The sequence below is a fragment of the Xanthomonas bonasiae genome (genome assembly GCF_014836395.1).
Lineage (GTDB): Bacteria > Pseudomonadota > Gammaproteobacteria > Xanthomonadales > Xanthomonadaceae > Xanthomonas_A > Xanthomonas_A bonasiae.
On record NZ_JACSQX010000002.1, the window covers coordinates 212783 to 237861 of the forward strand.

22 protein-coding genes are annotated in these 25079 nt (G+C 70.2%); 13 read left to right on the forward strand and 9 right to left on the reverse strand.

Annotation, left to right across the window (positions count from 1 at the left end; translation table 11 throughout):
* Positions 1–181: 181 nt before the first annotated feature.
* On the reverse strand, positions 182–2002 hold the full coding sequence (locus H9658_RS03705) for an autotransporter outer membrane beta-barrel domain-containing protein (RefSeq protein ID WP_191824395.1): 1821 nt from the start codon (positions 2000–2002) through the stop codon (positions 182–184).
* Positions 2003–2156: 154 nt separating this feature from the next.
* Here H9658_RS03705 and thiS point away from each other — a divergent pair, with 154 nt between their 5' ends.
* The 4 genes from thiS (at position 2157) to H9658_RS03725 (ending at position 5961) form a co-directional block, all read left to right on the forward strand.
* Entirely contained in the window at positions 2157–2357 is a 201-nt protein-coding gene (thiS, locus tag H9658_RS03710; RefSeq protein ID WP_179567975.1) for a sulfur carrier protein ThiS, read from the forward strand.
* 55 nt (positions 2358–2412) lie between these two features.
* Positions 2413–3207, forward strand: coding sequence for a thiazole synthase (locus tag H9658_RS03715; protein WP_206229404.1), 795 nt, complete (start codon positions 2413–2415; stop codon positions 3205–3207).
* 10 nt (positions 3208–3217) lie between these two features.
* On the forward strand, positions 3218–3970 hold the full coding sequence (gene trmB / locus H9658_RS03720; RefSeq protein ID WP_179566693.1) for a tRNA (guanosine(46)-N7)-methyltransferase TrmB: 753 nt from the start codon (positions 3218–3220) through the stop codon (positions 3968–3970).
* Between the two features lie 122 nt (positions 3971–4092).
* Positions 4093–5961, forward strand: coding sequence for an SLC13 family permease (locus H9658_RS03725; RefSeq protein WP_179566695.1), 1869 nt, complete (start codon positions 4093–4095; stop codon positions 5959–5961).
* Between the two features lie 7 nt (positions 5962–5968).
* Here H9658_RS03725 and H9658_RS03730 read toward each other — a convergent pair whose 3' ends face one another.
* On the reverse strand, positions 5969–6310 hold the full coding sequence (locus tag H9658_RS03730; protein WP_179566697.1) for a Rieske (2Fe-2S) protein: 342 nt from the start codon (positions 6308–6310) through the stop codon (positions 5969–5971).
* A gap of 197 nt (positions 6311–6507) precedes the next feature.
* On the opposite strand from H9658_RS03730, the gene H9658_RS03735 reads away from it, so the two are divergent.
* The 5 genes from H9658_RS03735 to H9658_RS03755 all read left to right on the forward strand — a co-directional run bounded on the left by H9658_RS03735 (position 6508) and on the right by H9658_RS03755 (position 10760).
* Positions 6508–6783, forward strand: coding sequence for a hypothetical protein (locus H9658_RS03735; protein ID WP_191824396.1), 276 nt, complete (start codon positions 6508–6510; stop codon positions 6781–6783).
* A gap of 121 nt (positions 6784–6904) precedes the next feature.
* Positions 6905–7612 (forward strand): fumarylacetoacetate hydrolase family protein, encoded by a 708-nt coding sequence (locus H9658_RS03740; protein WP_191824397.1) that lies wholly within the window; start codon positions 6905–6907, stop codon positions 7610–7612.
* A gap of 114 nt (positions 7613–7726) precedes the next feature.
* Entirely contained in the window at positions 7727–8146 is a 420-nt protein-coding gene (gene mscL / locus H9658_RS03745) for a large-conductance mechanosensitive channel protein MscL (protein WP_179566703.1), read from the forward strand.
* A gap of 63 nt (positions 8147–8209) precedes the next feature.
* Positions 8210–9622: a M28 family peptidase gene (locus H9658_RS03750; protein WP_191824398.1), complete on the forward strand. Its 1413-nt coding sequence runs from the start codon at positions 8210–8212 to the stop codon at positions 9620–9622.
* Positions 9623–9689: 67 nt separating this feature from the next.
* Positions 9690–10760, forward strand: coding sequence for a LacI family DNA-binding transcriptional regulator (locus H9658_RS03755; protein WP_191824399.1), 1071 nt, complete (start codon positions 9690–9692; stop codon positions 10758–10760).
* A gap of 310 nt (positions 10761–11070) precedes the next feature.
* On the opposite strand, the gene H9658_RS03760 is transcribed toward H9658_RS03755, so the two are convergent.
* Together H9658_RS03760 and H9658_RS03765 are read right to left on the reverse strand one after the other, a co-directional pair.
* The gene (locus H9658_RS03760) at positions 11071–12573 is read right to left on the reverse strand and encodes a carboxylesterase/lipase family protein (protein WP_406848097.1); all 1503 of its coding nucleotides are present in this window, start codon (positions 12571–12573) and stop codon (positions 11071–11073) included.
* 5 nt (positions 12574–12578) lie between these two features.
* A complete protein-coding gene (locus H9658_RS03765; RefSeq protein WP_225209722.1) occupies positions 12579–13418 on the reverse strand; it encodes a TrmH family RNA methyltransferase in 840 nt (279 codons plus the stop codon).
* A 664-nt stretch (positions 13419–14082) separates the two neighbouring features.
* Here H9658_RS03765 and H9658_RS03770 point away from each other — a divergent pair.
* Positions 14083–15066: a hypothetical protein gene (locus H9658_RS03770; protein ID WP_406848098.1), complete on the forward strand. Its 984-nt coding sequence runs from the start codon at positions 14083–14085 to the stop codon at positions 15064–15066.
* Positions 15067–15151: 85 nt separating this feature from the next.
* Here H9658_RS03770 and H9658_RS03775 read toward each other — a convergent pair whose 3' ends face one another.
* Together H9658_RS03775 and H9658_RS03780 are read right to left on the reverse strand one after the other, a co-directional pair.
* Positions 15152–16669, reverse strand: coding sequence for an alanine/glycine:cation symporter family protein (locus H9658_RS03775; RefSeq protein WP_179566709.1), 1518 nt, complete (start codon positions 16667–16669; stop codon positions 15152–15154).
* An 87-nt stretch (positions 16670–16756) separates the two neighbouring features.
* Entirely contained in the window at positions 16757–17314 is a 558-nt protein-coding gene (locus H9658_RS03780; protein ID WP_191824401.1) for a GNAT family N-acetyltransferase, read from the reverse strand.
* Between the two features lie 250 nt (positions 17315–17564).
* Between H9658_RS03780 and H9658_RS03785 the strand changes: the two genes are divergently transcribed.
* Positions 17565–18311 (forward strand): polysaccharide deacetylase family protein, encoded by a 747-nt coding sequence (locus H9658_RS03785; RefSeq protein ID WP_191824402.1) that lies wholly within the window; start codon positions 17565–17567, stop codon positions 18309–18311.
* Positions 18308–19429: a glycosyltransferase family 4 protein gene (locus H9658_RS03790; protein WP_191824403.1), complete on the forward strand. Its 1122-nt coding sequence runs from the start codon at positions 18308–18310 to the stop codon at positions 19427–19429. Before H9658_RS03785 ends, H9658_RS03790 begins: the two co-directional genes overlap by 4 nt.
* Positions 19430–19542: 113 nt before the next feature.
* On the opposite strand, the gene H9658_RS03795 is transcribed toward H9658_RS03790, so the two are convergent.
* The 3 genes from H9658_RS03795 to cysD all read right to left on the reverse strand — a co-directional run bounded on the left by H9658_RS03795 (position 19543) and on the right by cysD (position 23124).
* Positions 19543–19968 (reverse strand): hypothetical protein, encoded by a 426-nt coding sequence (locus H9658_RS03795; RefSeq protein ID WP_318241170.1) that lies wholly within the window; start codon positions 19966–19968, stop codon positions 19543–19545.
* Between the two features lie 136 nt (positions 19969–20104).
* A complete protein-coding gene (gene cysN / locus H9658_RS03800) occupies positions 20105–22090 on the reverse strand; it encodes a sulfate adenylyltransferase subunit CysN (protein WP_191824404.1) in 1986 nt (661 codons plus the stop codon).
* Positions 22090–23124, reverse strand: coding sequence for a sulfate adenylyltransferase subunit CysD (cysD, locus tag H9658_RS03805; RefSeq protein WP_369915822.1), 1035 nt, complete (start codon positions 23122–23124; stop codon positions 22090–22092). The genes cysN and cysD overlap by 1 nt, the downstream gene beginning before the upstream one ends.
* 81 nt (positions 23125–23205) lie before the next feature.
* Between cysD and H9658_RS03810 the strand changes: the two genes are divergently transcribed.
* Entirely contained in the window at positions 23206–25077 is a 1872-nt protein-coding gene (locus tag H9658_RS03810; RefSeq protein ID WP_191824405.1) for an assimilatory sulfite reductase (NADPH) flavoprotein subunit, read from the forward strand.
* Positions 25078–25079: the final 2 nt, after the last annotated feature.

Consider the following 25079-nt stretch of genomic DNA (forward strand, 5'->3'; position numbering starts at 1 on the left):
ACGCGATGCCGGTACTTGCAGATGGGATTTTTTACGGGAGGGGCTTCAGCCCCGACGCCCTATCGCTAGGGCGTCGGGGCTGAAGCTCCTCCCACAGGGAGCCGTTCCGGCGGCGCCCGTTGCCGACGCTCCCTCGTGCCCGGCGCATGGCCGGGCACGAGGGACAACGACGGCGCCGCGCTTAGAAGCTGCCGCCGAAGTTCACGAACAGCGAGGTGTCGTGCGCGCGGCTCTGGCCGGTGGTGGCGGCGATGCCCAAATTGCTCTCCAGGCCCCACACCTTGGTCCGCGCGCCCAGCACCACCGAGGCGTAGTTGCGGTCGATGGTCAGGCCCGGCACCGCATAGGCGCCCAGGTCGGGCATGGTCTGCAGCCACGCGGTGGCCTGCTCGCCCTTCTTGAACTCGTGGTCGTAGGTCGCCTGCAGGTACGGCTTCACCGCGCCCAGATCCAGGCCGGCCTTCCAGCCGACGCGGCCGACCAGCGACTCGACGTCCTGGTCGTAGTAGCCCAGCGCGCTGGAGTTCGGGTTGCTCTCGGTGTAGCCGTCGAGCTTGACCTTCTGCCAGATCGCCGCGGCCACCGGGCCGTGCTTGAACGTGCCCTCGCCGAACTCGTAGCCGCCCTGCAGCGCCGCGGTCAGGTTGCTGCCGTCCGGCGAGCCGTTGTGCTCGATGGTGGCCGGGCCGAGGTTGACCTTGCGCTTGACGTCGTAGCTCAGCCAGCTGTAGCTGACCTGGGCGTTGACCCAGGCGTGCTCGCCATACCAGCCGGCGAAGCCGCCCAGGGTGCTGTCGTCCTGGGTGTAGTCGCCGCCGCGGTTGCCGAAGTCGGCATCCACGCGACCGAAGCCGCCGAAGCCGCCGAACACCCACTCGCCGCGCGACCAGTCCACGCCGAACAGGCCGGCCGGGGCCAGGCCGTCGTACAGATCGCCGTGCGCATAGCGCTGCATGTCGCCGCGCAGGTTGCCCCACCAGCGCATGCCGTCCGCGTCCGGGCGGCCGTCGACGTGCCAGGCGACCTGGTCGGCGCGCGAGCGGCCGGTGACTTCGGCCGAGTGGCTCAGCACCTGCTGCAGGCGCGGGCCTTCCAGGATCGACAGCGCGTACTGCGCCAGGATCTCGTGGGTGCGGCCGGTGGGATGGATGCCGTCGGCGAACACGTAGCTGTCGGCGGCGTCGGCGCTGACGTAGCTGGTCGGGTTGCAGGTCAGCGACTGCGAGGTGATCTGCGGCTGGCAGGCGGTGCCGGTGTAGTTGCTGAAACCGTAGGTGGACGGGCTGGCGATCACTTCCTGCAGCAGGTGGAAGGTATCCACCGGGATCACCTGCAGGCCGGCGCTCTTGAGCCCGGCGAACAGCGCGCTGTTGTAGCTGCTGGCCAGCGCGGTGCCCTGCGCCATCGCCGTGGCGCCGCCGGCGCGGAAGCGCGGGGTGAGGCCGACATCGGGGATGGTGGTGACCATGACGTAGCGCGCGCCGGCGTTCTGCAGGCTGGCGACGATGCCGACCTCGGCCGCCACCGCGTTGCCGATGGTGGTCTGCGCCGGTGCGCCGCCGGCCACCGCGAGCAGGTCGTTGGCACCGCCCCACACGCTGTACAGCGCATTCGGGTCGGCCTTGCCGCCGTTGGCGGCCAGGTAGTTGCTGGCCTGCGTCGCCAGCGACGGCGCCACGCCCAGCGCGCTGGGGTTGGCCACGCCGACGCGGGCGTTGCCGGCGGCGTAGTTGTCGCCGATCTGGCCGTTGCCGTTGGCGTGGCCGTCGACGTGGTAGTAGTCGGCGATGTACTGCGCCCAGACCCAGTCCGGATTGGTCGTGAACTGGCCGGTCACCGCCTGCGCCGAGGCCGGCAGCAGCGGCCGGTAGTAGCCGGCATCGGTCAGGCTGTCGCCGAAGAACACGGTGCGGCTATAGGTTTGCTGTGCGAACGCGGGCGCGGCGGCGAGCACGATCGCGGCGGCCAGCAGCGAGCGGAGTGGACGGATGGACGAAGTCATGGATGCCCTCCCGGGCGATAATGAAGGTGACTCGGGGCACGGCCAGAACATACGCAGCCGCATGGCAGGCATGATTTCACCTCTGCCCCTCACGCTCACGTTGCACTGCCGCAATAAATCGCGCACTCGGCGGCACGCATTGCACAATGATGACATGAACATCGAATTGAACGGCCAGGTCCGCTCCCTGCAACCCCACACCACCGTCGCCGCCCTGCTGCTCGAGGAAGGGCTGGCGCAGCGCCGCGTCGCGGTCGAAGTCAACGGCGCGATCGTGCCGCGCGGCGCGCATGCCGAGCACTTGCTGCGCGACGGCGACCGGGTCGAGATCGTGCACGCGCTGGGCGGCGGCTGAATTCCGCGCGGCGTCCGACTCGGCAGCGCCGGGTGCGATGGGCGATAATCCGGCGATGAACGCTCACGCCCCCCACGACGCGCTGGTGATCGCCGGCAAGCCCTACCGTTCCCGCCTGCTCACCGGCACCGGCAAGTTCGCCGACCTGGAACAGACCCGGCAGGCCACCGAGGCCGCCGGCGCCGAAATCGTCACCGTGGCGATCCGCCGCTCCAACATCGGCCAGAACCCGGGCGAGCCCAACCTGCTCGACGTGCTGCCGCCGGAGCGCTACACCATCCTGCCCAACACCGCCGGCTGCTACAGCGCCGAGGACGCGGTGCGCACCTGCCGCCTGGCGCGCGAGCTGCTCGACGGCCACAACCTGACCAAGCTGGAAGTGCTGGGCGACCAGCGCACCCTGTTCCCGGACGTGGTACAGACCCTGAAGGCCGCCGAGATCCTGGTCGCCGACGGGTTCGAGGTGATGGTCTATACCAGCGACGACCCGATCCTGGCCAAGCGCCTGGAAGAGATCGGCTGCGTGGCGGTGATGCCGCTGGCCGCGCCGATCGGCTCCGGGCTGGGCATCCAGAACCGCTACAACCTGCTGGAGATCATCGACAACGCCAAGGTGCCGATCATCGTCGACGCCGGCGTCGGCACCGCCTCGGACGCGGCGATCGCGATGGAGCTGGGCTGCGACGGCGTGCTGATGAACACCGCCATCGCCGGCGCGCGCAACCCGGTGCTGATGGCCAGCGCGATGCGCAAGGCGGTCGAGGCTGGGCGCGAGGCGTTCCTGGCCGGGCGCATTCCGCGCAAGCGCTACGCCAGCGCGTCGTCGCCGGTCGACGGGCTGATCGGCTGAGGCCGCGCGCATGACCGATCCGTTCTCCAGCGCCGGCGCCAAGACCCCGCCCAAGCCCTTCACCATCGAGGAAGGCCGCCGCCAGGTACGCAGTTTCGTGCTGCGCCAGGGCCGCTTCACGCCCGCCCAGCAGCGCGCGTTCGACGAGCTGTGGCCGCGTTTCGGCCTGGACTACAGCGGCCAGCCGCGCGATCTCGACGCCACCTTCGGCCGCACCGCGCGCAAGGTGCTGGAGATCGGCTTCGGCAACGGCGAAGCGCTGCGCTTCGCCGCACGCCACGACCCGGCCCGCGACTACATCGGCATCGAAGTGCACGCGCCCGGCGTGGGCCGCGTGTTGAACGCGCTGGCCGCCGACGGCAGCGAGCACGTGCGCCTGTACCACCACGACGCGGTGGAAGTGCTGGAGCACGAGATCGCCGACGGCGCGCTCGACGAAGTGCGCATCTATTTCCCCGACCCGTGGCACAAGAAGCGCCACAACAAGCGCCGCCTGCTGCAGCCGGCGTTCGCCGCGCTGCTGGTGCGCAAGCTGCGCGCCGGCGGCCGCCTGCACGCGGCCACCGACTGGGCCGACTACGCCGAGCAGATGTGGGACGTGCTCGATGCCACCGCAGGCCTGGTCAACCGCGCCGGCCCGCGCGGCCACGTGCCGCGCCCGGACTGGCGCCCGCAGACCCATTTCGAGACCCGCGGCCAGAAGCTGGGCCATGGCGTGTGGGATTTGCTTTACGACAAGCCGGGATTGGAGATTCGGGATTAGGGATGAAGAGCGAATCCGCCACCATCCGGACGGGATGCATCCACGGCACGCCACTGCCGCGGCCAGCCCCGATTCCCGCCGTTAGCTAATCCCGAATCCCCAATCCCCAATCCCGGCCCCCAATGGACACCGCGCTGACGCTGACCACCGATATGAAGCTCGTGCTCGGGCTGGTCGGCTTCACGATGGCGATGTTCGTGTTCGAGCGCATCCGCGCCGACGTGGTTGCGCTGGTGGTGCTGGTGGTGCTCGGGGTGACCGGGCTGATCGCGCCGGAAGAGCTGTTCAGCGGCTTCTCCGGCAACGCGGTGATGAGCATCATCGCCACCACCATCCTCGGCGCCGGGCTGGAGCGCACCGGCGCGCTGAACCGGCTGGCGTCGTGGCTGCTGCGCCGCGCGCACGGCGTGGAAGAGCGGCTGATGCTGCTGACCACCGGCATCGCCGGGCTCAATTCCTCGTTCATGCAGAACCCCTCGGTGATGGCGCTGTACCTGCCGGTGGCCTCGCGCCTGGCCGCGCGCACCGGGCTGACCCTGCAGCGCCTGCTGCTGCCGATCGCCGCGGCGATCGTGATGGGCGGCGCGCTGACCATGGTCGGCAACTCGCCGCTGATCCTGCTCAACGACCTGTTGCAGTCGGCCAACAACAACCTGCCCTCGGGCATGGCCACGATCGAGCCGCTGCGGATGTTCGCGCCGCTGCCGATCGGCGTGGCGCTGCTGCTGGCCTCGCTGATCTACTTCCGCGTGCGCGGCGACCGCACGCTGATGGAAGAAGAACAGCTGATCAACAACGGGGTCACCCCGGCGCGCACCGAGAGCTACTTCGCGCGCACCTACGGCATCGAAGGCGACGTGTTCGAACTGATCGTCAGCGCCGACAGTCCGCTGGTCGGCATGACCCTGGGCGAGGCCGAGACCGTGCACGACGCGCCGCTGCTGCTGGCCCTGAAGACCGGCAACGACACCCGCCTGGCGCCGCCGGCGGACATGCGCATCTGGGTCGGCAGCGTGCTCGGGGTGATGGGCGCGCGCCAGCAGGTGGCCGATTTCGCGCAGAACCAGTTCCTGCGCCTGTCCTCGCGGCTGCGCAACCTGGGCGACCTATTCAATCCCAGCCGCGCCGGCATCTCCGAGGCGGTGATCCCGCCGACCTCGCGCTTCATCGGCAAGAGCGCGGCAGAGCTGCGCCTGCGCAAGCAGGCCGGGATCAGCCTGCTGGCGATCAACCGCGACAAGCAGGTGATCCGCGAGGACGTGCGCAAGGTGCATCTGCGCGCCGGCGACATGCTGGTGTTCCACAGCATCTGGCAGGACCTGGCGCAGGCCTCGGAGAGCCGCGACTTCGTCGTGGTCACCGACTATCCGAAGGGCGAGCACCGCCCGCACAAGTTCAAGATCGCGATGACGATCTTCGCGCTGACCATCCTGATCGCGCTGACCAGCAAGCTGCCGGTGGCGCTGACCCTGATGACCGGCGTGGCCGGCATGCTGCTGACCGGCGTGCTGCGCATGGACGAGGCCTACGCCTCGATCAACTGGAAGACCATCTTCATGATGGCCGGGCTGATCCCGCTGGGCTGGGCGATGGACAGCAGCGGCGCGGCGGCCTGGGTCGCCGGCCACACCATCGCGCGGCTGCCCGAGGGCGTGCCGGTGTGGGCGCTGGAGATCGCGCTGGCGCTGCTGACCACCGCGTTCTCGCTGGTGATCAGCCACGTCGGTGCGACCATCGTGATGGTGCCGATCGCGGTCAACCTGGCGCTGGCCGCCGGCGGCAATCCCACCGCGTTCGCGTTGATCGTGGCGCTGTCGGCGTCCAACAACCTGATGACCGCGTCCAACCCGGTGATCTCGATGATCACCGGCCCGGCCAACTATCAGCCGCGCGAACTGTGGCGCGTCGGCGCGCCGCTGTCGCTGATCTATACCGCGGTGGTGGTGCTGATGGTCAACCTGATGTCGATGGCCTGGTGGGGCGCGTTCTAGGCGCCAGTCACGCCAGGAACACCTGGCCCTCGCGCACCGTCACCGGCACCGCGAGCAGGCTCTGGCCGCGGCACGGCCCGGACACGCAACTGCCGTGCTGCAATTCGAACGCAGCGCCGTGCGCCGCGCAGACCACGTGTCCTTCGCGGCTCTTCAGGAACTGTCCCGGCGCCCAGTCGAGCCGGCGCCCGGCATGCGGGCACACGTTCAACCAGGCGCGCACGCCGTCGCCGTCGCGGTACAGCAGCAGCGATTCGATCTCGCCGCCGATCGCGGCCTCGGCTTCGACCAGGTTGCCGGGCTCGATCTGCTCCAGTTGCGCCAGCACGGCGGAAGATGACTCGGTCATGGAAGACGGCGGCAGCGCGGAAAGGGCCGCCATTCTTGCATGTCCTCGGTTGGCACCCGCGTCGCGCTTCACCTGGCGACGACATGCAAGACATTGAACGGGCAAGTGTTAATTTTTCGCTTAACGAACTTTTCACTCCGTCACATAAGACAGCGTCGATACTGCGCCCTCGGTTCCAACTGACACAGACTTCTGCCATGCGTGTACGCGCCTTCAATTTCGATCAGTTCCGGCATGTCTTCGCGCCGCGCAAGCCGCGCCATCCGCTGGTGAAACTGGCCGTCGGCTTGCTGGGCCTGGCGATCCTCGCCGGGCTGGTGTTCGTCAGCGTGTTCGTCGGCGCGGCGATGATCCTCGGCGGCGTCGCGATGAAGCTGCTGAGCCAACGCGGCAACAAGCGTCCGGCCTCGGCACGCCAGCATGTGGTCGATGGCGAGTACCGCGTGTTGCGCAAGCCGGCGTTGCCGCTGTAAGGCTGGGATTGGGGAATCGGGATTGGGGATTCGTGAAAGCGATGCCCTCTCGCCTGCCGGAGTCGGGTCGAACCTGACGCGCTAAACTGCTGCATCCCGTTCTTCTCTGGATGCGTGCCCGATGAAAGACCTGTTTGCTGCTGCCGAAGCGCCGCGCGTGCCTGTGCGTGGGTTGGGGCTGTTTCCGGTGCATCGCATCTACTGCGTGGGCCGCAATTTCGCCGACCATGCGCGCGAGATGGGCGCCAGCGCTCCGGCCTCGAAGGCCGACCGCGGCCAACCGACGTTCTTCATGAAGCCGGCCGATGCGTTGGTGATCGGCAGCGACTCCATCCCCTACCCGTCCGCGACCCAGGACCTGCACCACGAAGTGGAGCTGGTGGTGGCGCTCGGCCAGGATGCGCCGGCCGGCGTGCTCGGCGTCGAGGATGCGTCCGCCCTGGTGCTCGCCTACGGCGTCGGCCTGGACCTGACCCGGCGCGATCTGCAGGCCGCGGCCAAGGCCAAGGGCCTGCCGTGGGACATCGCCAAGGGCTTCGACCATTCCGCGCCGATCAGCGAGCTGATCCCGGCCGGCGAAGTCGGCGCGCTGGAGGCCTTGAACCTGTCGCTGGAGGTCAATGGCCAGGTGCGCCAGCAATCGCTGCTCGACCAGATGATCTGGAACGTGCCGGAGGTCCTGCACGAACTGTCCAAGCTGTTCGCGCTGCGCGCCGGCGACCTGGTGTTCATGGGCACGCCGGCCGGCGTGGCCGCGCTGCAGCCGGGCGATCGCTTCAGCGCGCGGCTGGAGAACGTGGCCGAGCGCCATGGCGTGATCGTCGCCTGAGTGCGCGGCGCATCGCGCGCAGGTGGTCGACGCGCAGCTTGATCCTGGAACGACAACGACTGCGCTAGGCTTGCACGGCGGCGACAGGCCCGCGCAACGTTCGAGGAAGCTTCCATGGGCATGATCCGCGAGTTCAAGGAATTCGCCATGCGCGGCAACGTGCTGGACCTGGCGGTCGGCGTGGTGCTCGGCGCCGCGTTCGGCAAGATCGTCACCGCGCTGGTGGAGAAGATCATCATGCCGCCGATCGGCATGCTCGCCGGCGGCGTGGATTTTTCGCGCTGGGCATGGACGCTGAAGGCGGCGACGGTGGACGCGGCCGGCAAGGAAGTGCCGCCGGTGGTGATCGGCATCGGCGATTTCCTCAACACCATCATCCAGTTCGTGATCGTGGCCTTCGCCATCTTCATGGTGGTCAAGGCGATCAATCGCATCGCGCGCAAGGAACCGCCCGCGCCCAAGGCGCCGAGCGAGGAAGTGCTGCTGCTGCGCGAGATCCGCGATGCGTTGAAGAACGACGCCGCACCGCAGTAAGTGCAGTGCGCAGGCGCGCCACGCGCTGCTAAGCTCGGGGCTTCCCTGTTCGCGGAGTCCCCCATGCGCCGTCTTGCCGTCGTCACCGCCGTCATGCTCGCCATCGCGTCCGCCGCCGCGGCCGAGACCACCCGCATCCCGGATGCGGCGCTGTCCACCGCCGCCACGCTGCGCGAGCAGGCGCTGGCCGACGACACCGGCTGGAAGGTGGTCGAATCGCTGACCACCGAAGTCGGCCCGCGCATGGCCGGCAGCGAGGCCGACGCGCGCGCGGTCGCGTGGGCCAAGGCCAAGTTCAAGGCGCTGGGCTTCGACAAGGTCTGGACCGAGCCGGTGACGTTCCCGAAATGGGAGCGGCGCAGCGAGCACGCGCAAGTGCTCGGCGCCAATGCGCAGCCGCTGAGCGTCACCGCGCTGGGCGGCAGCCCGGCCGGCACGGTCGAGGCCGAGGTGGTGCGCTTCGCCGACCTCGCCGCGCTGCAGGCCGCACCCGCCGGTTCGCTGCGCGGCAAGATCGCGTTCGTCGATTACCAGATGGTCAAGGCACGCGACGGCAAGGACTACGGCAACGGCGGCGCGGTGCGCAGCAAGGGGCCGTCGGAGGCGATCCGCAAGGGCGCGATCGGCTTCGTGATGCGCTCGGCCGGCACCGATTCGCACCGCGTGCCGCATACCGGCATCACCCGGTTCGACCAAGGCCTGACGCCGGTGCCGGCGGCGGCGCTGGCGGTGCCCGACGCCAACCAGCTGGCGCGGCTGGTCGCGCGCGGCCCGGTGCGCCTGCGCCTGGCGCTGGACTGCGGCTGGGACGGCCAGGCCACCTCGTACAACGTGATCGGCGAGATCACCGGGCGCAGCAAGCCCAGGGAAGTGGTGGTGATCGGCGGCCACCTGGATTCGTGGGACCTGGGCACCGGCGCGATCGACGATGGGGCCGGCGTCGGCATCAGCATGGCCGCCGGCCACCTGATCGGCCAGCTCAAGCGCGCGCCCAAGCGCACGATTCGCGTGGTCGCCTTCGCCAACGAGGAGCAGGGTCTCTACGGCGGCAAGGCCTACGCGCAGGCGCACGCCAAGGACGTGGCGCTGCACCAGATCGCCGCCGAGAGCGATTTCGGCGCCGGCCGCATCTATGCGTTCAACACCGGCTCCGGCAATGCCGCCGCCTCGCGCGAGGCGACCCGGCAGATCGCCGAGGCGCTGGCGCCGCTGGGCATCGAATACGCAGCGGACAAGGGCGGCCCCGGCCCCGACGTCGGCCCGCTCGCGGCCAAGGGCGGCGCCTGGGCATGGCTGGCGCAGGACGGCAGCGATTACTTCGACCTGCACCACACCGCCGACGACACCCTGGACAAGATCGACCCCAAGGCGCTGGCGCAGAACGTCGCCGCCTATGCGGTGTTCGCCTACCTGGCCGCGGAAGCAGACGGCGGCTTCGGCAGCCAGGCCAAGACAGTGGAACCGCCCAAGGAGTAAGCTGGCACGCCTGCCGCGGGGATGCGCGCAGGCTTTCCCCCCTTTCGCAGCATCGTCAGGACCCACGATGGGCAAACGGCAAGGTCGTGCAGGCTCGGCGGTGACGCTGCTGGATGTGGCGCGGCACGCGGGCGTCTCGCCGATGACCGCCTCACGCGTGATCAACCGCCACCCACGGGTGGGCGCGGCGATGCGCGAGCGCGTCGAAGCCTCGATCAAGACGCTCGGCTACCGTCCCAACCTGGCCGGGCGCTCGTTGCGCACCGCCAGCCTGGCGCGGATCGGGGTGCTGTACAGCAATCCCAGCGCGGCCTATCTCAACCAGTTCATGCTCGGCATCCTCGAGCAGAGCAGCCTGGACGGCAGCCAGGTGCTGGTGGAAAAGAGCGACGACATGGGCAGCCAGCGCGCCGCCACCGAGCGCCTGCTCGACGCCGGCGTGGACGGGGTGATCCTGCCGCCGCCGCTGTGCGATTCGCGGCAGACCATCGAGGAACTGGACGCGCGCGGCATCCCGGTCGTCGCCGTGGCCACCGGCACGCCGATGCAGGGCGTCAGCTCGGTGCGCATCGACGACTACCACGCGGCCTGCGCGATCACCCGGCACCTGATCGACCTCGGCCATCGCGACATCGGCTTCATCAGCGGCGATCCCAAGCACACCCCGAGCGCGCTGCGCAGCCGCGCGTTCTTCGACACCATGGCCGCGGCCGGGCTGCCGGTCGCCGCCACGCGCGTGGCCGAAGGCCTGTTCACCTACCGCTCCGGGCTGGTCGCCGCGACCGCGCTGCTGCACGCCGCGCCGCGCCCGACCGCGCTGCTGTGCAGCAACGACGACATGGCCGCCGCCGCGGTCGCCATCGCCTACGGCCTGCGCCTGCGCGTGCCCGAGGACCTGTCGATCGCCGGCTTCGACGACACCCCGGTGGCGACCACGATCTGGCCCGAGCTGACCACCATCCACCAGCCGGTCACCGCGATGGGCCGTGCGGCGGTGGCGCTGCTGCTCGGCGAGATCCGCCAGCGCCGCGACGGCCTGCCCAGCCGCGGCATCCACCAAGTGATGAAGTACACGCTGGTGACCCGCGGCTCGACCGCGCCGCCGGCGGATCCGGCATTGCCGCAGGCGGCGGGCTAGCGCTTTTCTTTGCTGTGGTTGAAGGCGACGGAAGTCGTAGGCGCGACGGCAGGTGGCTTCTGCCATCGGTCACGATGAGCTCTCCTGGTAACGCCCGTCGCGACTGAAGTCGCTCCCACAGGATTTGGTCGACTGCGAGTATCCGAGTCGAAAATGCTCACGGCGCCATCGGCTCCAGTTGTGCCGCGATCCGCCTGCACCCGATCGGCACGCATCGCGATCGGGCCACGGCACGGCAACCCGCAAGGCAGGGCTGCGGCGGACCGCCACGACGGCACACCGCTGCGAGCAGCAGCAGCGGCAACCTCGCCTACGGCAGATCGAGCAGCGCACACACCTCGCTGCGCAAACCGGTCACCGCCTGCGCGCCGTCCTGGTCGAAACGCAGCGATGCCTGGGTCGGCGCGAACGCCGGCCAGCGCGGCATGCCGGCGCCATTGGGATCGCCGCTGCGCGCGAACGCCGCCCAGTAGCGCTGCAGGTTCAGCGGCGGCTGGCCGATCGGCAGGCCCTTGAACACGAACGGCAGTTCGGCGCTGTGGGTCACCTTGCCGGCGGGCGCGGCCAGATCGAACTCGTAATGCCATACCGGCCCGCCCTGCCGTGCCTGCGCCCGCGCCACCGCCAGCGCCGGACAGCGGAAGGTCAGATCGGTGGCCAGCTGCATCGCCGCATCGCCATAGCGCGGGTCGGGCGCGGCCGTCGCATCGCGATACGGCGCCAGCACCTGCGCGGCCTGGTCCGGATAGTCGCGACGCAGGCGTGCTTCGGCACCGCCGGCACCACCGTAGGTCAGCTCCTGCGCCACGCTGCCGAGCAGCAGCGGCACCCGTTGCTGCTCGCCGGCGGCCAGCAGCGCCGCCGGTGCGCGCGGCAGCACCTGGCCATCGACGATCGCCTGCAGCCAGATGTAGCCATCGTCGTCCAGTGCCGGCACGTCGACGCCCTGCGCCGCCTTCAACAGCTGCGCGACCGGCAGCCGCCGCAATGCCGGCAGGCGCTGCGTCGCGCCGATCCCGGCACGCTGCGCGATCGCCGCGCCGAGCGCCTCGTTCTCGCCCAGGCTGCGCGGCGGCAAGCCGAAGCCAGCAGTGCCGCTCTGTTCGATCGCCGCGCGGAACAGCCCTTTCGACAGCGGCGACAGCTGCAGCAGGCCCACGTCCTGTGCGCCGGCCGATTGGCCGAAGATGGTCACCTGCGCCGGGTCGCCGCCGAAGCGGGCGATGTTGTCGCGGACCCAGCGCAGCGCCGCGATCTGGTCGAGCAAGGCGTAGTTGCCGGAGGCATGGCGCGCGGATTCGGCGCTCAGCTCGGGCAGCGACAGGAAGCCGAACACGCCCAGCCGGTATTGCACGGTGACCAGCACCACGCCCTGCTGCGCCAGCGACGACGGCAACACGTCGGCGCCGCCGGCGACATTGGCGCCACCGTGGATCCACACCATCACCGGCTGTTTCGCCGCCGGATCCAGGCGCGGCGTCTGCACTTCCACGTACAGGCAGTCTTCGCTGGAGCGCTGCGCCAGCGCAGCGTTCCAGCCGATCGCCGGCTGCGCGCAGGTCGGCGCCGGCTGGCTGGCGTCGCGCACGCCGCGCCAACGCGCCGGCGGCTGCGGCGGACGCCAGCGGTTCGCGCCGGTCGGCGGCGCGGCGAACGGGATCGCGCGGAACAGCACGCTGCCGTCGGCCTGGACCTGCCCGCGCACGCTGCCCGCGGCCAGCGTCACCTGCGTAGCAGGCACGGCAGCGGGCGCCGCACGCGCGTTCGCCAGCGGCGCGACGCCCAGCAATAAGCACAACAGCGCAGGCAGCACTGGCTTCACCGCGCCGCTCCCGACGCCGCGACGCGGCTGCGCCAGGCGCCGAGCAGCACCGCGGTGGCCGCGGCGACATTGAGGCTTTCCACCGCGCCGCTGCCGGGGATCGACAGGCGCAGTTCGCAGGCCTGCGCGAAGTCGCGGTCCATGCCCTCGCTCTCGGCCCCCATCACGTAGACCAGGCGCGGCGGCAACGCGGCGGCGAACACGTCGTCGCCGCCGTCCACCAGCGTCGCCGCCAGCGCGAAGCCGGCCGCACGCAATTGCGCCAGCGCCTGTTCCGTCGGCGGCAGCCGCACCAGCGGCAGCGCCTCGGCGCCGCCTTCGGCCACGCGCGCGGCGGCGCCGGACAGGGCCAGTGTCGCGGTATCCGGCAACAGGATCGCGGCGGCGCCGAAATGCGCGGCCGAGCGCAGGATCGCGCCGAAGTTGTGTGGGTTGCCGACGCCGTCCAGCCACAACGCCAGCGCCGGGCCCGGCGCCAGTCCCTGCAGCCACGCCGCCAGCGGCAGCGGTTCGGCGCGCAGCACGTCGGCGACCACGCCCTCGTGGTGCGCGCTGGCCGCGAGCTTGTTCAGATCGGCCTCGTCCACCACCCGGTAGCCGACGCGGTTGGCCGCACACCACTTGAGCAGCGGCTGCAGCGCCGGAATCCGCGCCTCGGCCAGATACAGCTTGCGGATCGCCTCGGGCCGGCGCGCGTACACCGCGCGCACCGCGTTGAGTCCGTACAGGCGCAGCTCGCCGCGGTTGGCGTCGGCGGCGCGCGGCGCGGGCGCGGCGCGTTCGGGCGGCGCCGGCGGACGCGGGCCGCGCGGGCTCTTGCCCCAGGGATTGTTCATCGCCGCACGCTCGGCAGCGCAACGCATGCGGCGGCAACGCGCGGGAAAGAAAGGTCATGACACATGGGCAAGGTCTCCTGGACCGCAATGGCAACGCACCGTACCGGCGCGACCCGGCGATTTTCGCTCATCCCCGCCCGCAGGTGCGGCCGGCGTCGTTCACGCGACGGCGCCTGCGCACCTGCGCCCGGTCGGCGGGGGCCTGCGCCGGCATTTCCGCCCTCCACGGCGGAGATCTCTGGCGACGGCGCATCGATTGTCTACCCAGTGCGCCGAGAAAGAGGAACAGCGGCCCGATTGCGACCGTGAAGCCGTTCGCCGTCGCTCGCCACCATGCCGCATTCGCGGCGCCAGGCGACGAATTCTCACAATCGCCCCGCTGCGGCAAGGCACATCGTCGCCGCAACCCGGCACGGCAAAGGACGGCGCTATCGACCACACCCACGACCGCGGCACCCGGCTTCGCATTGCGGGACACCATCGCCTCGATACCGACCCGACCGCTCAGCGACGGCGGATGCGGCAGCGAGCCGAGCAGGTCCCACGGCACTCCTTCCTGCCTCATCATCACAAGGCGATCCCAATGAAACCCTCTGTCCGCAGCGCACGATCGACACTGCGTCGTTGTTCCAGCACCGCATTGATGCTGCTCTCCCTGCTCGGCATGGCCGGCGCCGCGTCGGCGGCGCCCCAGGATGGCGCGCCGGATGCCCGGCTCGCCCGGGTCGGCGCCATGAGTGCAGCGCACAAGCCGGCCGGCATCCCGGACGACTACGTCGCGACCCCGTTCGGCTATTTCGCGCCGGCGTGCGTCCGGCAAGTCCACAGCGGCGAGCGCATCCTCGAGGATGGCAGCCTGCAACACGTCGATGGCGTGCGCGAACAGGCGCAGGCCTGTACCCAGGACAACTTCACTCCCAGCGGCGCACGGGTGCGGCCCGACGGTCGCGGCATTGATGGCCAGCAGGTCCGCAGCAGCGCCGCGCTGACAGCGTCCAGAGCACGCAGCGCGGTGCCGCCACCGATTGCGCACGATTGGGTCCAGTCGGCCATCGACGTGACGGGCGCCAAGATGGGCCGCATCGTCGCGAGCTGGAAAGTACCGCAGAATCCGACCGACGTGGCGCACCAGACGGTGTACTTCTTCCCGGGCATGCAGAGCGACGATCCGACGATCCTGCAACCGGTGCTGGGCTACCGCGGCGACAGCAACACCTGGGATCTGAGCAGTTGGAACTGCTGCCAGAATGGCATGGTGTGGTCCAGCGATTTCATTCCGGCCAAAGCCGGCGACCAGATCGTGGGCGACACCTACGCCACCTGCAACAACGGCAGGCCCTGCGCGAACTGGAACGTCGATACACGCAACGTCACCACCGGCAAGAGCGTACGGCTCAGCACCACCTACGACATCAATTCGAATACGCACCTGGTGATCGGTGGCGCGCTGGAGGTGTATTCGGTGGACAGTTGCGACCAGTATCCGCCCGACGGCCGCATCACCTTCAACGCGATCGGCGTATACGACTACAAACTAGGACGCGTGCAGTCGCCGGCATGGGTTTCGTACAGCGACAGTTCCGGCCTGGACGTGCAGTGCAACTACGATGTGCAGACCACCTCCACCTCGGCGACGATCTCCTACTGATCGTGCCACGCCCCCCAATGGCACGACACCGCTGCCGGCCACAGGCCGGCAGCGTGTCATCGCGGCATGCACCACCGCGCGGCGATCATTCGCCGCGCGGCGCCGGCGGCAACAGGCGCTCGCGCCACAGATCGGCGTTCTTGATACCCAGCGGCAGCGGATCGAACACCGGGTCCAGGCCGGCCTTCTTCTGCCGCTCGTAGTCGCGCAGCGCCAGCAGCGCCGGCTTCTGCAGGATCAGGATGGCGATGATGTTGAGCCAGGCCATCAGGCCCACGCCGATGTCGCCCAGCGACCACGCCAGCTTGGCGTCGTGGAACGCGCCGAACACCACCATGCCGAGGATACCCAGCCGCAGCACCAGCACGCTGAGCGGACGGCGGCGGTTGCCGTTGATGTAGCTGAGGTTGGTCTCGGCCATGTAGTAATAGGCCATGATCGTGGTGAAGGCGAAGAAGAACAGCGCCAGCGCCACGAAGCCGGCGCCCCAGCCGGGCAGGATCGCGTCCACCGCGGCCTGCGCGTAGCCCGGGCCTTCCTGCACCCCGCGCAGGCCGGCGAACAGGTGCTCGCCGCCGTCCGGCGCATACACGTTGTACTTGCCGGTGGCCAGGATCAGGAACGCGGTCGCGGTGCACACCATCATCGTGTCGAAATAGATCGCGAAGGCCTGCACGTAGCCCTGCTTGGCCGGATGCGAGACCTCGGCGGCGGCCGCGGCGTGCGGGCCGGTGCCCTGCCCGGCCTCGTTGGCGTAGATGCCGCGCTTGACCCCCCACTCCACCGCCAGGCCCAGCAGTGCGCCGAACGCGGCATGCGCGCCGAACGCGCTGCGGAAGATGATCGAGAACATCTCCGGCACCCGCTCGGCGTTGAGCACCATCACCACCACCGCCATCAGGATGTAGCCCAGCGCCATGAACGGCACCACGATCTCGGCGAAGTTGGCGATGCGCTTGACCCCGCCGAAGATGATCACCGCCAGCAACAGCGCCACGGTCGCGCCGATCCCCAGCTTCAGCGCCTGCACCGCCGGCAACCCCATCCACAGTCCGTCGAGCGGGCCGCACAGCGGGCCGCCGCGGCAGGCGTTGACCACGCTGTCGGCGATCGCATTGGCCTGCACGCCGGGCATCAGGAAACCGGTGGCGACGATGGTGGCGAACGCGAACAGCAGCGCGTACCACTTCAGCCCCATCGCCTTTTCGATGTAGTACGCCGGGCCGCCGCGGTAGCGCCCGTCGGCGTCCTTGACCTTGTAGATCTGCGCCAGGGTCGATTCGATGTACGAGGTGGAGGCGCCGAAGAAGCCCATCACCCACATCCAGAAGATCGCGCCCGGCCCGCCGAAGGCGATGGCGGTGGCCACGCCGGCGATGTTGCCGATGCCGATGCGCCCGGCCATCGACATCGCCAGCGCCTGGAACGAGGACACGCCGGCATCGGATTTCTGCCCGCCGATGGTCAGCCGCAGCATCTCGACGAAGCCGCGCACCTGCATGAAGCGGGTACGGATGGTGAAGTACAGGCCGGCCGCCAGGCACATGAAGATCAGCGCCTTGCTCCAGATCAAGCCATTCAATGCAGTGATGATCGATTCCACGCAGTTCCCCGAAGCGCAAGAAGGACGCCCCGCGAACGGGACTGCCTCGATTGTGCATGAATCGGCGCTGACTGCGAAACGCAGGTCTCACTCTGGCCCGTACAAGCGGCCGAACAGATGCAGATCGTGCAGGCGTCCGTGCTTGCGCAGCGCGCCGAGGCGGATGCCTTCGCGGACGAAGCCGTTCTTCTCCAGCACCCGCGCCGAGGCTGGGTTGCTGTCCAGCACGCTGGTCTCGATGCGCAGCAGCCCGAGCGCGGGAATCGCCCAGTCCAGATAGGTGGCGACGATCCGCGTCATCCGTCCCTGGCCCCAGTAGCGGCGCCCCAGCCAATAGCCCAGTTCGGCGACATGCGCGCGCTCGCCGCGGCCAGGACGCAAGCCGATGCTGCCGCAGGCCTCGCCGTCGATCTCGATCGCCAGCACCGGGTGCGCCAGATCCACCACGCGCCCGCTCAGGAACGCCTCGCCGTCGGCACGGGTGTAGGGATGCGGAAAACGCTCGCTGAGGCCGCGCACCACCTGCGCATCGTCGGCATGGCGCAGCAGCGCGTCGAGGTCGTCGCCGCGCCAACGGCGCAGTTGCATCCCGTCGATGCCAAGGCGCAGGTCGCGCCACGCCGTGGCGCTGGGGTCATCGGGCATCGGCGGCGCTCCTGCAGGTCGGCAGCCGAGCATAACCGGCGATTGCGCGCAGTTGCCGCATCGCCGGTCGCTGCACGGCATGCGCGCGCCGCGCAGTGCAGCGCAACGACAAGCGGGCGCAACGACGTGCCGCCGCGGTGCGTCTTGCCGCGCGCCGGCGCGGTGCCGGCACGCACGACAGGCCGGCGAAAGGTTTGCGCGCGCTAATGCAGCGCCCCCCCTCCTCCGCGATCGTTACCGAGCCGTCCCGATGCATTCCGCGACCTCCCCCGCTGCGGCACGTATTCCGATCTTCATGTACCACAACATCGCGCAGGCGCCGCGGCAGCTGCAGGTGTACCGCAGCCTGTACGTCGCGCCGGCGCGTTTCGCGCGGCAGATGCGCCTGCTGCAGCGGCTGGGCTACCGCGGCGTGTCCATGTCCGACGCCATGCCCTACCTGCGTGGCGAACGCCACGGCCGGGTCGCGGTGGTGACCCTGGACGACGGCTACCTCGACAACCTGCATGCGGCGCTGCCGGTACTGCAACGCCTGGGCTTCAGCGCCACGGTGTACGCGGTCAGCGGCAGCATCGGCCGCCACAACACCTGGGACGCACAGAAACTCGGCATCGAAAAGCCGCTGATGAGCCTGGCCGAGCTGCGCCAGTGGCGCGCCGGCGGCATGGAGATCGGCGCGCACACCCGTTCGCATCCGCATCTGACCGCGTGCAGCGATGCCGAGCTGCGCGAGGAAATCGGCGGCTGCAAGCGCGCGCTGGAGGATCTGCTCGGCGAGCCGGTGACCCAGTTCTGCTATCCGTACGGCGACGTGGACGCGCGCGTCGCCGCGACGGTGCGCGAGGCCGGCTATGTCGCCGCGACCACCACCCGGCGCGGCCGGGCCGTGCCCGGGTCCGATCCCTGGCGCTATCCGCGCATCCAGGTGGCGCGGCACCACGTTCTGCCGCAGTTCGCGCTGCGCGCGCTGACCGGTTACGAGGATCGGCGCGCATGAAATTCCTGTTCGTCGGCACCAATCCCGAGAACACCGGCGCGGCCACGCACTTCGTGGCGCTGGCGCAGGCGCTGGCCGGTGCCGGCCATCGCGTCGAGGTGATCGCCTGCGCAGGCGGGCTGATCGCCGAGGAGTTGCAACGCAGCGGGGTGAGCGTGCATTTCGGCCACTTCCGCAACGCGCTGGATCCGGCCGGCTACGCGCCGCTGCTGCGTCTGGCGCGGGGCCTGCAACCGGACTGGCTTGTCGGCAATTTCGGCAAGGAATACTGGCCGTTGCTGCTGGTCGGCCGCGCGCTCGGCATCCGCGTGGCGCTGTTCCGGCACCGCGCGCCGGCGATGCGCGCCTTCTCCGGCTACGCGATCCCGCGCCTGGCCTCGCGCTTCTTCGCGGTGTCGCGCTATGCGCGACAGGCCTACCTGGACCGCGGCGTGCCGGAGGCGCTGGTGCAGGTGCTGTACAACCCGGTGAACATGGACAACCTGCGCCCGGATCCGCGGCGCGGCCGCGAGATGCGCGCCCTGCTCGGGCTGCCCGAGGACGCGATCGTGATCGGCTACAGCGGCCGCCTGCAGCATGGCAAGGGCATCTTTCCGCTGCTGGAGGCGGCGTCTGCGGCGATGGCGATCGAACCGGCGCTGCACTGCCTGTGGCTGGGCGACGGCCCCGATGCGGCGCGCCTGCACGCGCATGCCGGCGGCCAGGCCACGTCCGCCCGGCACCGCTTCGTCGGCTGGGTCAACGACGCCACGCCCTACTACAACGCGATGTCGATGCTGGCGTTTCCGTCGCTGGCGCCGGAAACCTTCGGCCGGGTCTCGGTGGAAGCGCAGGCCAGCGAAGTGCCGGTGCTCGCCAGCCGCGTCGGCGGCGTGGCCGAGACGCTGGATGCCGACGTCAGCGGCGAGCTGTTGCCGCCGGGCGACGTGAACGCCTGGCGCGACGCGATCCTGCGCATGTGCGATGCGCAGCGCCGCCAGCGCATGGGCCAGGCCGGCCGCCAGTTCGTGCAGCGCCACTTCGCCGGCGCGGTGATCGCCGCGCAGTTCGTGCAGGTGCTGCAAGCGCCGCGACGCGCGCCGCAGCGGCTGACCCAGGCGCAACCCGGCGCGCACTGACGCCAGCCGGCGGCGACCAGCGACGCCACCGCACCGGGCCGCACGCCAGCCGGCGCACCCCGCCTTGCTAGCCGCAGCGACAGCGACGCGCCGGCGCATGCGCGCCGCATGCCTCAGCCGGCGGCGGCACCGCGGCGGCGGGTGAAATACGGGTACGCCGCGACGAATGCCAGCGCAGAAGCGGTCCCGAACAGCGTGCGCAGCGCGCCGCCGACGGTGTGCGGGATCTTCCATGCATGCAGCGCGGCGTCGTACCAGACCAGCTGCAACAGCATCAGCCCGAACAGCGCCATCGGCACCCCGAACACCAGCCAGCCGAACGCCCGCACTGCCGGCCTCGTCGTGCGCTCCTGCAGCTTGCCGACGATTTCGGTCGTGGCCAGGTGGTATTGGAACGGATCGGCCGTGGAATACAGGGGCCGCTGCGCTGGCGGCGGCTCGGGCCGCACCGGCTGGTGAGTCACCTGTTCCACCGCCGCCGGCGCGACCAGCTCGGTGACATTGGTCCTGGCCAGCAAGGCCTGCATCTTCGGATCCACGCGTTCCCCCTGAACGTTGCAGCAAGGATCCGGCCCCGGGGTGTCCCTGGATCCACACCGCCTCCCTGCATGCATAGGATGCGCACCGGCGCGGCCGCCGGCAACTCCCGCGCGCCGCCGGCGGCGGCGTCCGCGCTCAGTCGTGCGCGTCCAGCCACCCCAGCACCTGCGCCGCCAGCGCCTCGGCGTTGTCGCCGTCCGCGCGCAGGTGCAGCTCCGGCTGCTCCGGCGCCTCGTACGGCGAATCGATGCCGGTGAAGTTGGGGATCTGCCCGGCGCGGGCCTTGGCGTACAGCCCCTTCACGTCGCGCGCCTCGGCCACGTGCAGCGGCACGTCGACGAAGACCTCGACGAATTCGCCCGCGGCGAAGCGCTCGCGCGCCATGCGCCGCTCGGCACGGAACGGCGAGATGAAGCTGACCAGCACGATCAGCCCGGCGTCGGCCATCAGGCGCGCCACCTCGGCGACGCGGCGGATGTTCTCCACCCGGTCCTCGTCGGTGAAGCCCAGGTCGCGGTTCAGCCCGTGCCGCACGTTGTCGCCGTCGAGGATGAAGGTGTGATAGCCGAGCGCATGCAGGCGCTTGTCGACCAGGTTGGCGACGGTGGACTTGCCGGCGCCGGACAGGCCGGTGAACCACAGCACCTTCGGCGACTGGCCCTTGATCCGCGCGCGTGCGGCGCGGTCCACGTCCAGGTGCTGCCAGTGCACGTTGCCGGCGCGGCGCAGCGCGAAATCCAGCGTCCCGGCGGCGACGGTGGCATTGCTCTGCCGGTCGATCAGGATGAAGCCGCCGAGCGCGCGGTTGCGCGCGTACGGCTCGAAGACGATCGACTCGTCCAGCGACAGGTTGCAGTAGCCGACCTCGTTCAATTCCAGGCGCTTGGCCGCCAGCCGCTCCTGGGTGTTCACGTCGATGCGGTGCTTGATCTCGCTGACGCTGGCCGACACCGTGCGTGTGCCGATCTTCAGCCAGTACGGGCGCCCCGGCAGCAGTGCGGCATCGTCCATCCACAGCACGTGCGCGGCGAACTGGTCGGCCACCTCCGGCGGGTCGTCGGCGGCGGCGATCACGTCGCCGCGGCTGATGTCGATCTCGTCGGCCAGGGTCAGCGTCACCGCCTGCCCGGCCACGGCCCGGTCCACGTCGCCAGCGCCGTCGAGCACCCGTGCGACGGTGGAGCGGCGCGCCGACGGCAGCACCACCACCGCGTCGCCCGGCCGCACCTGGCCGGCCGCGAGCGTGCCGGCGAAACCGCGGAACTGCTGGTTCGGACGGTTGACCCATTGCACCGGCAGGCGCAGGCCGCTGTCGGCGTCGCGCGCGGCCAGGTCCAGGCCTTCCAGGTATTCGAGCAAGGCCGGGCCGCCATACCAGGGCGTGCGCGCGGACCGCTGCGACAGGTTGTCGCCGTCGAGCGCCGACAGCGGGATGCAGTGCACCTGCGCGATGCCCAGTTGCGCGGCCAGCGCGCGGTAACTGGCGACGATCGCATCGAAGGTGGCCTGGTCGAAATCGACCAGGTCCATCTTGTTGACCGCCAGCACCACGTGGCGGATGCCGAGCAGCGAGACGATGTAGCTGTGGCGGCGGGTCTGGGTCAGCAGGCCCTTGCGCGCATCGACCAGCACCACCGCCACGTCGGCGGTGGAGGCGCCGGTGGCCATGTTGCGGGTGTACTGCTCGTGGCCGGGGCAATCGGCGACGATGAACTTGCGCTTGTCGGTATCGAAGTAGCGGTAGGCCACATCGATGGTGATGCCCTGCTCGCGCTCGGCGGCCAGGCCGTCGAGCAGCAGCGCGTAGTCGATCTCGCCGCCGCGGGTGCCGTGGCGCTTGCTGTCGGCGCTGAGCGCGGCGAGCTGGTCGTCGAACAGGCGCTTGCTGTCGTACAGCAGGCGCCCGATCAGCGTGCTCTTGCCGTCGTCGACGCTGCCGCAGGTGATGAAGCGCAGCAGCGGCTTGTGTTCGTGCTGCTGCAGGTAGGCGGCGACCGCGTCGCCGCCGGGATTCGGGATTCGGGATTCGGGATTCGCAACAGCGTCCCCACCCCTTCCTGCGTCCACGGCGGAAGACTGCCTTTCCGAATCCCCAATCCCGAATCCCGAATCCCGGCTCATCAGAAATACCCTTCCAACTTCTTCTTCTCCATCGACGCGCCCGGATCCTGATCGATCACCCGCCCCTGCCGCTCCGAGGTGGTGGTCAGCAGCATCTCGGCGATGATCTTTTCCAGCGTGTCGGCCTGCGACTCGACCGCGCCGGTCAGCGGGTAGCAGCCCAGGGTGCGGAACCGCACCTGTCGCCGCTGCGGCACTTCGCCGTCGCGCAGCGGCAGCCGCGCGTCGTCCACCAGGATCAGCGCGCCGTCGCGCTCCACCACCGGGCGTTCGGCGGCGAAATACAGCGGCACCACCGGAATCGCTTCGCGGTAGATGTACAGCCAGATATCCAGCTCGGTCCAGTTGGACAGCGGGAACACGCGCACGCTCTCGCCGGCATGGACGCGGGCGTTGTACAGATTCCACAGCTCCGGGCGCTGGTTCTTCGGGTCCCAGCGATGCTTGTCGTTGCGAAACGAGAACACCCGCTCCTTGGCCCGCGCCTTCTCCTCGTCGCGGCGCGCGCCGCCGATCGCCGCGTCGAACCGGCCCTGGTCCAGCGCCTGCTTCAGGCCCTGGGTCTTCATCACGTCGGTATGCACGGTCGCGCCGTGCGTGAACGGGCCGATGTCTTGGGCGATGCCGTCGGGATTGATGTGCACGCGCAGGTCCACCCCGGTTTCGGCGGCGCGGCGGTCGCGGAACGCGATCATCTCGCGGAACTTCCAGCGCGTGTCCACGTGCAGCAACGGGATCGGCGGCGGCGCCGGCGCGAACGCCTTCAGCAGCAGGTGCAGCAGCACCGAGCTGTCCTTGCCGACCGAATACAGCAGCACCGGATTGCGGAACTCGGCGGCCACCTCGCGCAAGATGTGGATGCTTTCGGCCTCGAGCCGGTCGAGGTGGGACAGGGCGGAAGAACGCATCGGGGACAACGCAAGGCTCGTTGGGAAGGGGTACGTACAGAGGGTAGCAGCGGCCGCGGCGCCTGGGGCGACCGGGGCCGGCAGTGTGTGATGGGTCTGGCAGGCACTGAAATAAGCGGGGGGCATAAGCCGATAACCCCTGCTCCTTTCTGCCCCGCGCAACGAATCCCTAACATCGGTCATCCCTTCTTCCCACCCGGACCGGTCATGACCGCCGCCTCGCCCGCGTTGCCGCCCAGCCCCTTGCCCGACGAGCGCAAGGCGCTGCTGGCGCGGACGGTGGAGGGGCTGGATGCGGCCAGCCTGTGGTGGCTGTCCGGCTATGCCGCCGGCCTGGCCCAGGGCCAGGGCCATGCGCCGCCCTCGCTGGCGGTGTTGCCGGGCGGCGCCGCGACCAGCCAGGCCGCGCAGCGGCTGAGCATTGTCTACGGCAGCCAGACCGGCAACGCCCGCCGCGCCGCCGAGCAACTGGCGGCCGACGCCGAGGCCGCCGGGCTGACGGTCCGCCTGCTGCGCGCCGACGCCTACCCGACCCGCGAACTGGCCAGCGAGCGCCTGCTGTACGTGGTCATCAGCACCCAGGGCGAAGGCGATCCGCCGGACGACGCGATCGGCCTGGTCGAATTCCTGCAGGGCCGCCGCGCGCCCAAGCTGCCGGAACTGAAGTACGCGGTGCTCGGCCTGGGCGATTCCAGCTACGCCGACTTCTGCGGCATCGGCAAGCGCATCGATGCGCGCCTGGCCGAACTCGGCGCGCAGCGGCTGCTGCCACTGGGCGAGGCCGACCTGGACATCGACACCGTGGCGACCCCGTGGCGCGCGCAGGCGCTGACGCAGGCGCGCGAGCTGCTGAAGAGCGCGGCCGCGCCGTCGGCGACGGTGACCCCGCTGCGCAGCAGCGCCGCGGCGGCGTGGAACCACGAGCGCCCGTTCGCCGCCGAGGTGCTGGCCAACCAGCGCATCAGCGGCCGCGATTTCAAGGGTCCGCGCTATGCCGCGCATGGCCAGGCCGACAAGGACGTGCGCCACCTGGAACTGTCGCTGGCCGGCAGCGGCCTGCACTACGAACCCGGCGACGCGCTGGGCATCCGCCACCGCAATCCGCCGGCGCTGGTCGAGGCCATTTTGACGGCGACGCGACTCGACGGTCATGCCGACGTCACCGTCGATGCGCAGACTCTTCCCCTGCACGAGTGGCTCGCCGCGCATCGCGAACTGACCCGGGCCTCGCGGCCGTTCCTGGCCGCGGTCGCCCGCCGCTCAGCCGCCCCGGCGCTGGAGCAGTTGCTCGACCCTACCCAGACCGCCGGTCTGGCGGCGTTGCTGGCCGATCACCAGGTGATCGACGTGCTGCGACGCTGGCCGGCGGATTGGGACCACAGCGCACTGCTTGAGGCGCTGCGGCCCCTGGCCCCGCGCCTGTATTCGATCGCCTCCAGCCGCAAGCGGGTCGGCGATGAAGTCCACCTTGCCGTCGACGTGCTGGCCTACCAGGCGCACGGCCACGCCCATGGCGGCGCGGCCAGCGGCTTTCTGGCCGCCCTGGCCGAAGGCGACAGCGCCCCGGTCTACATCGAACCCAACGAACGTTTCCGGGTGCCGGCCGACGCCAGCCGCGACATCCTGATGATCGGTCCCGGCACCGGCGTGGCGCCGTTCCGCGGCTTCGTGCAGGAACGCGCCGAGAGCGGCGCCGGCGGCCGCAACTGGCTGTTCTTCGGCGCCCGCCACTTCAACCAGGACTTCCTGTACCAGGCCGAGTGGCAGCAGGCGCTGCGCAGCGGCGAACTGCAGCGCCTGGACCTGGCGTTCTCGCGCGACGTGCAGCCGCTGCGCGACGGCAACGTGCCGGACAAGGTGTACGTGCAGCAGCGCCTGCGCGAACACGGCCGCGACGTCTACGACTGGCTGCAGAACGGCGCGCACCTGTACGTGTGCGGCGCGATCGGCATGGGCAAGGACGTCCACGCCACGCTGCAGCAGATCGTGATCGAGCACGGCGCGCGTAGCGCCGAGGATGCAGCAGCCTATCTCACGGCGCTGCAGCGGGAGGGGCGGTATGCGCGCGATGTGTATTGAGG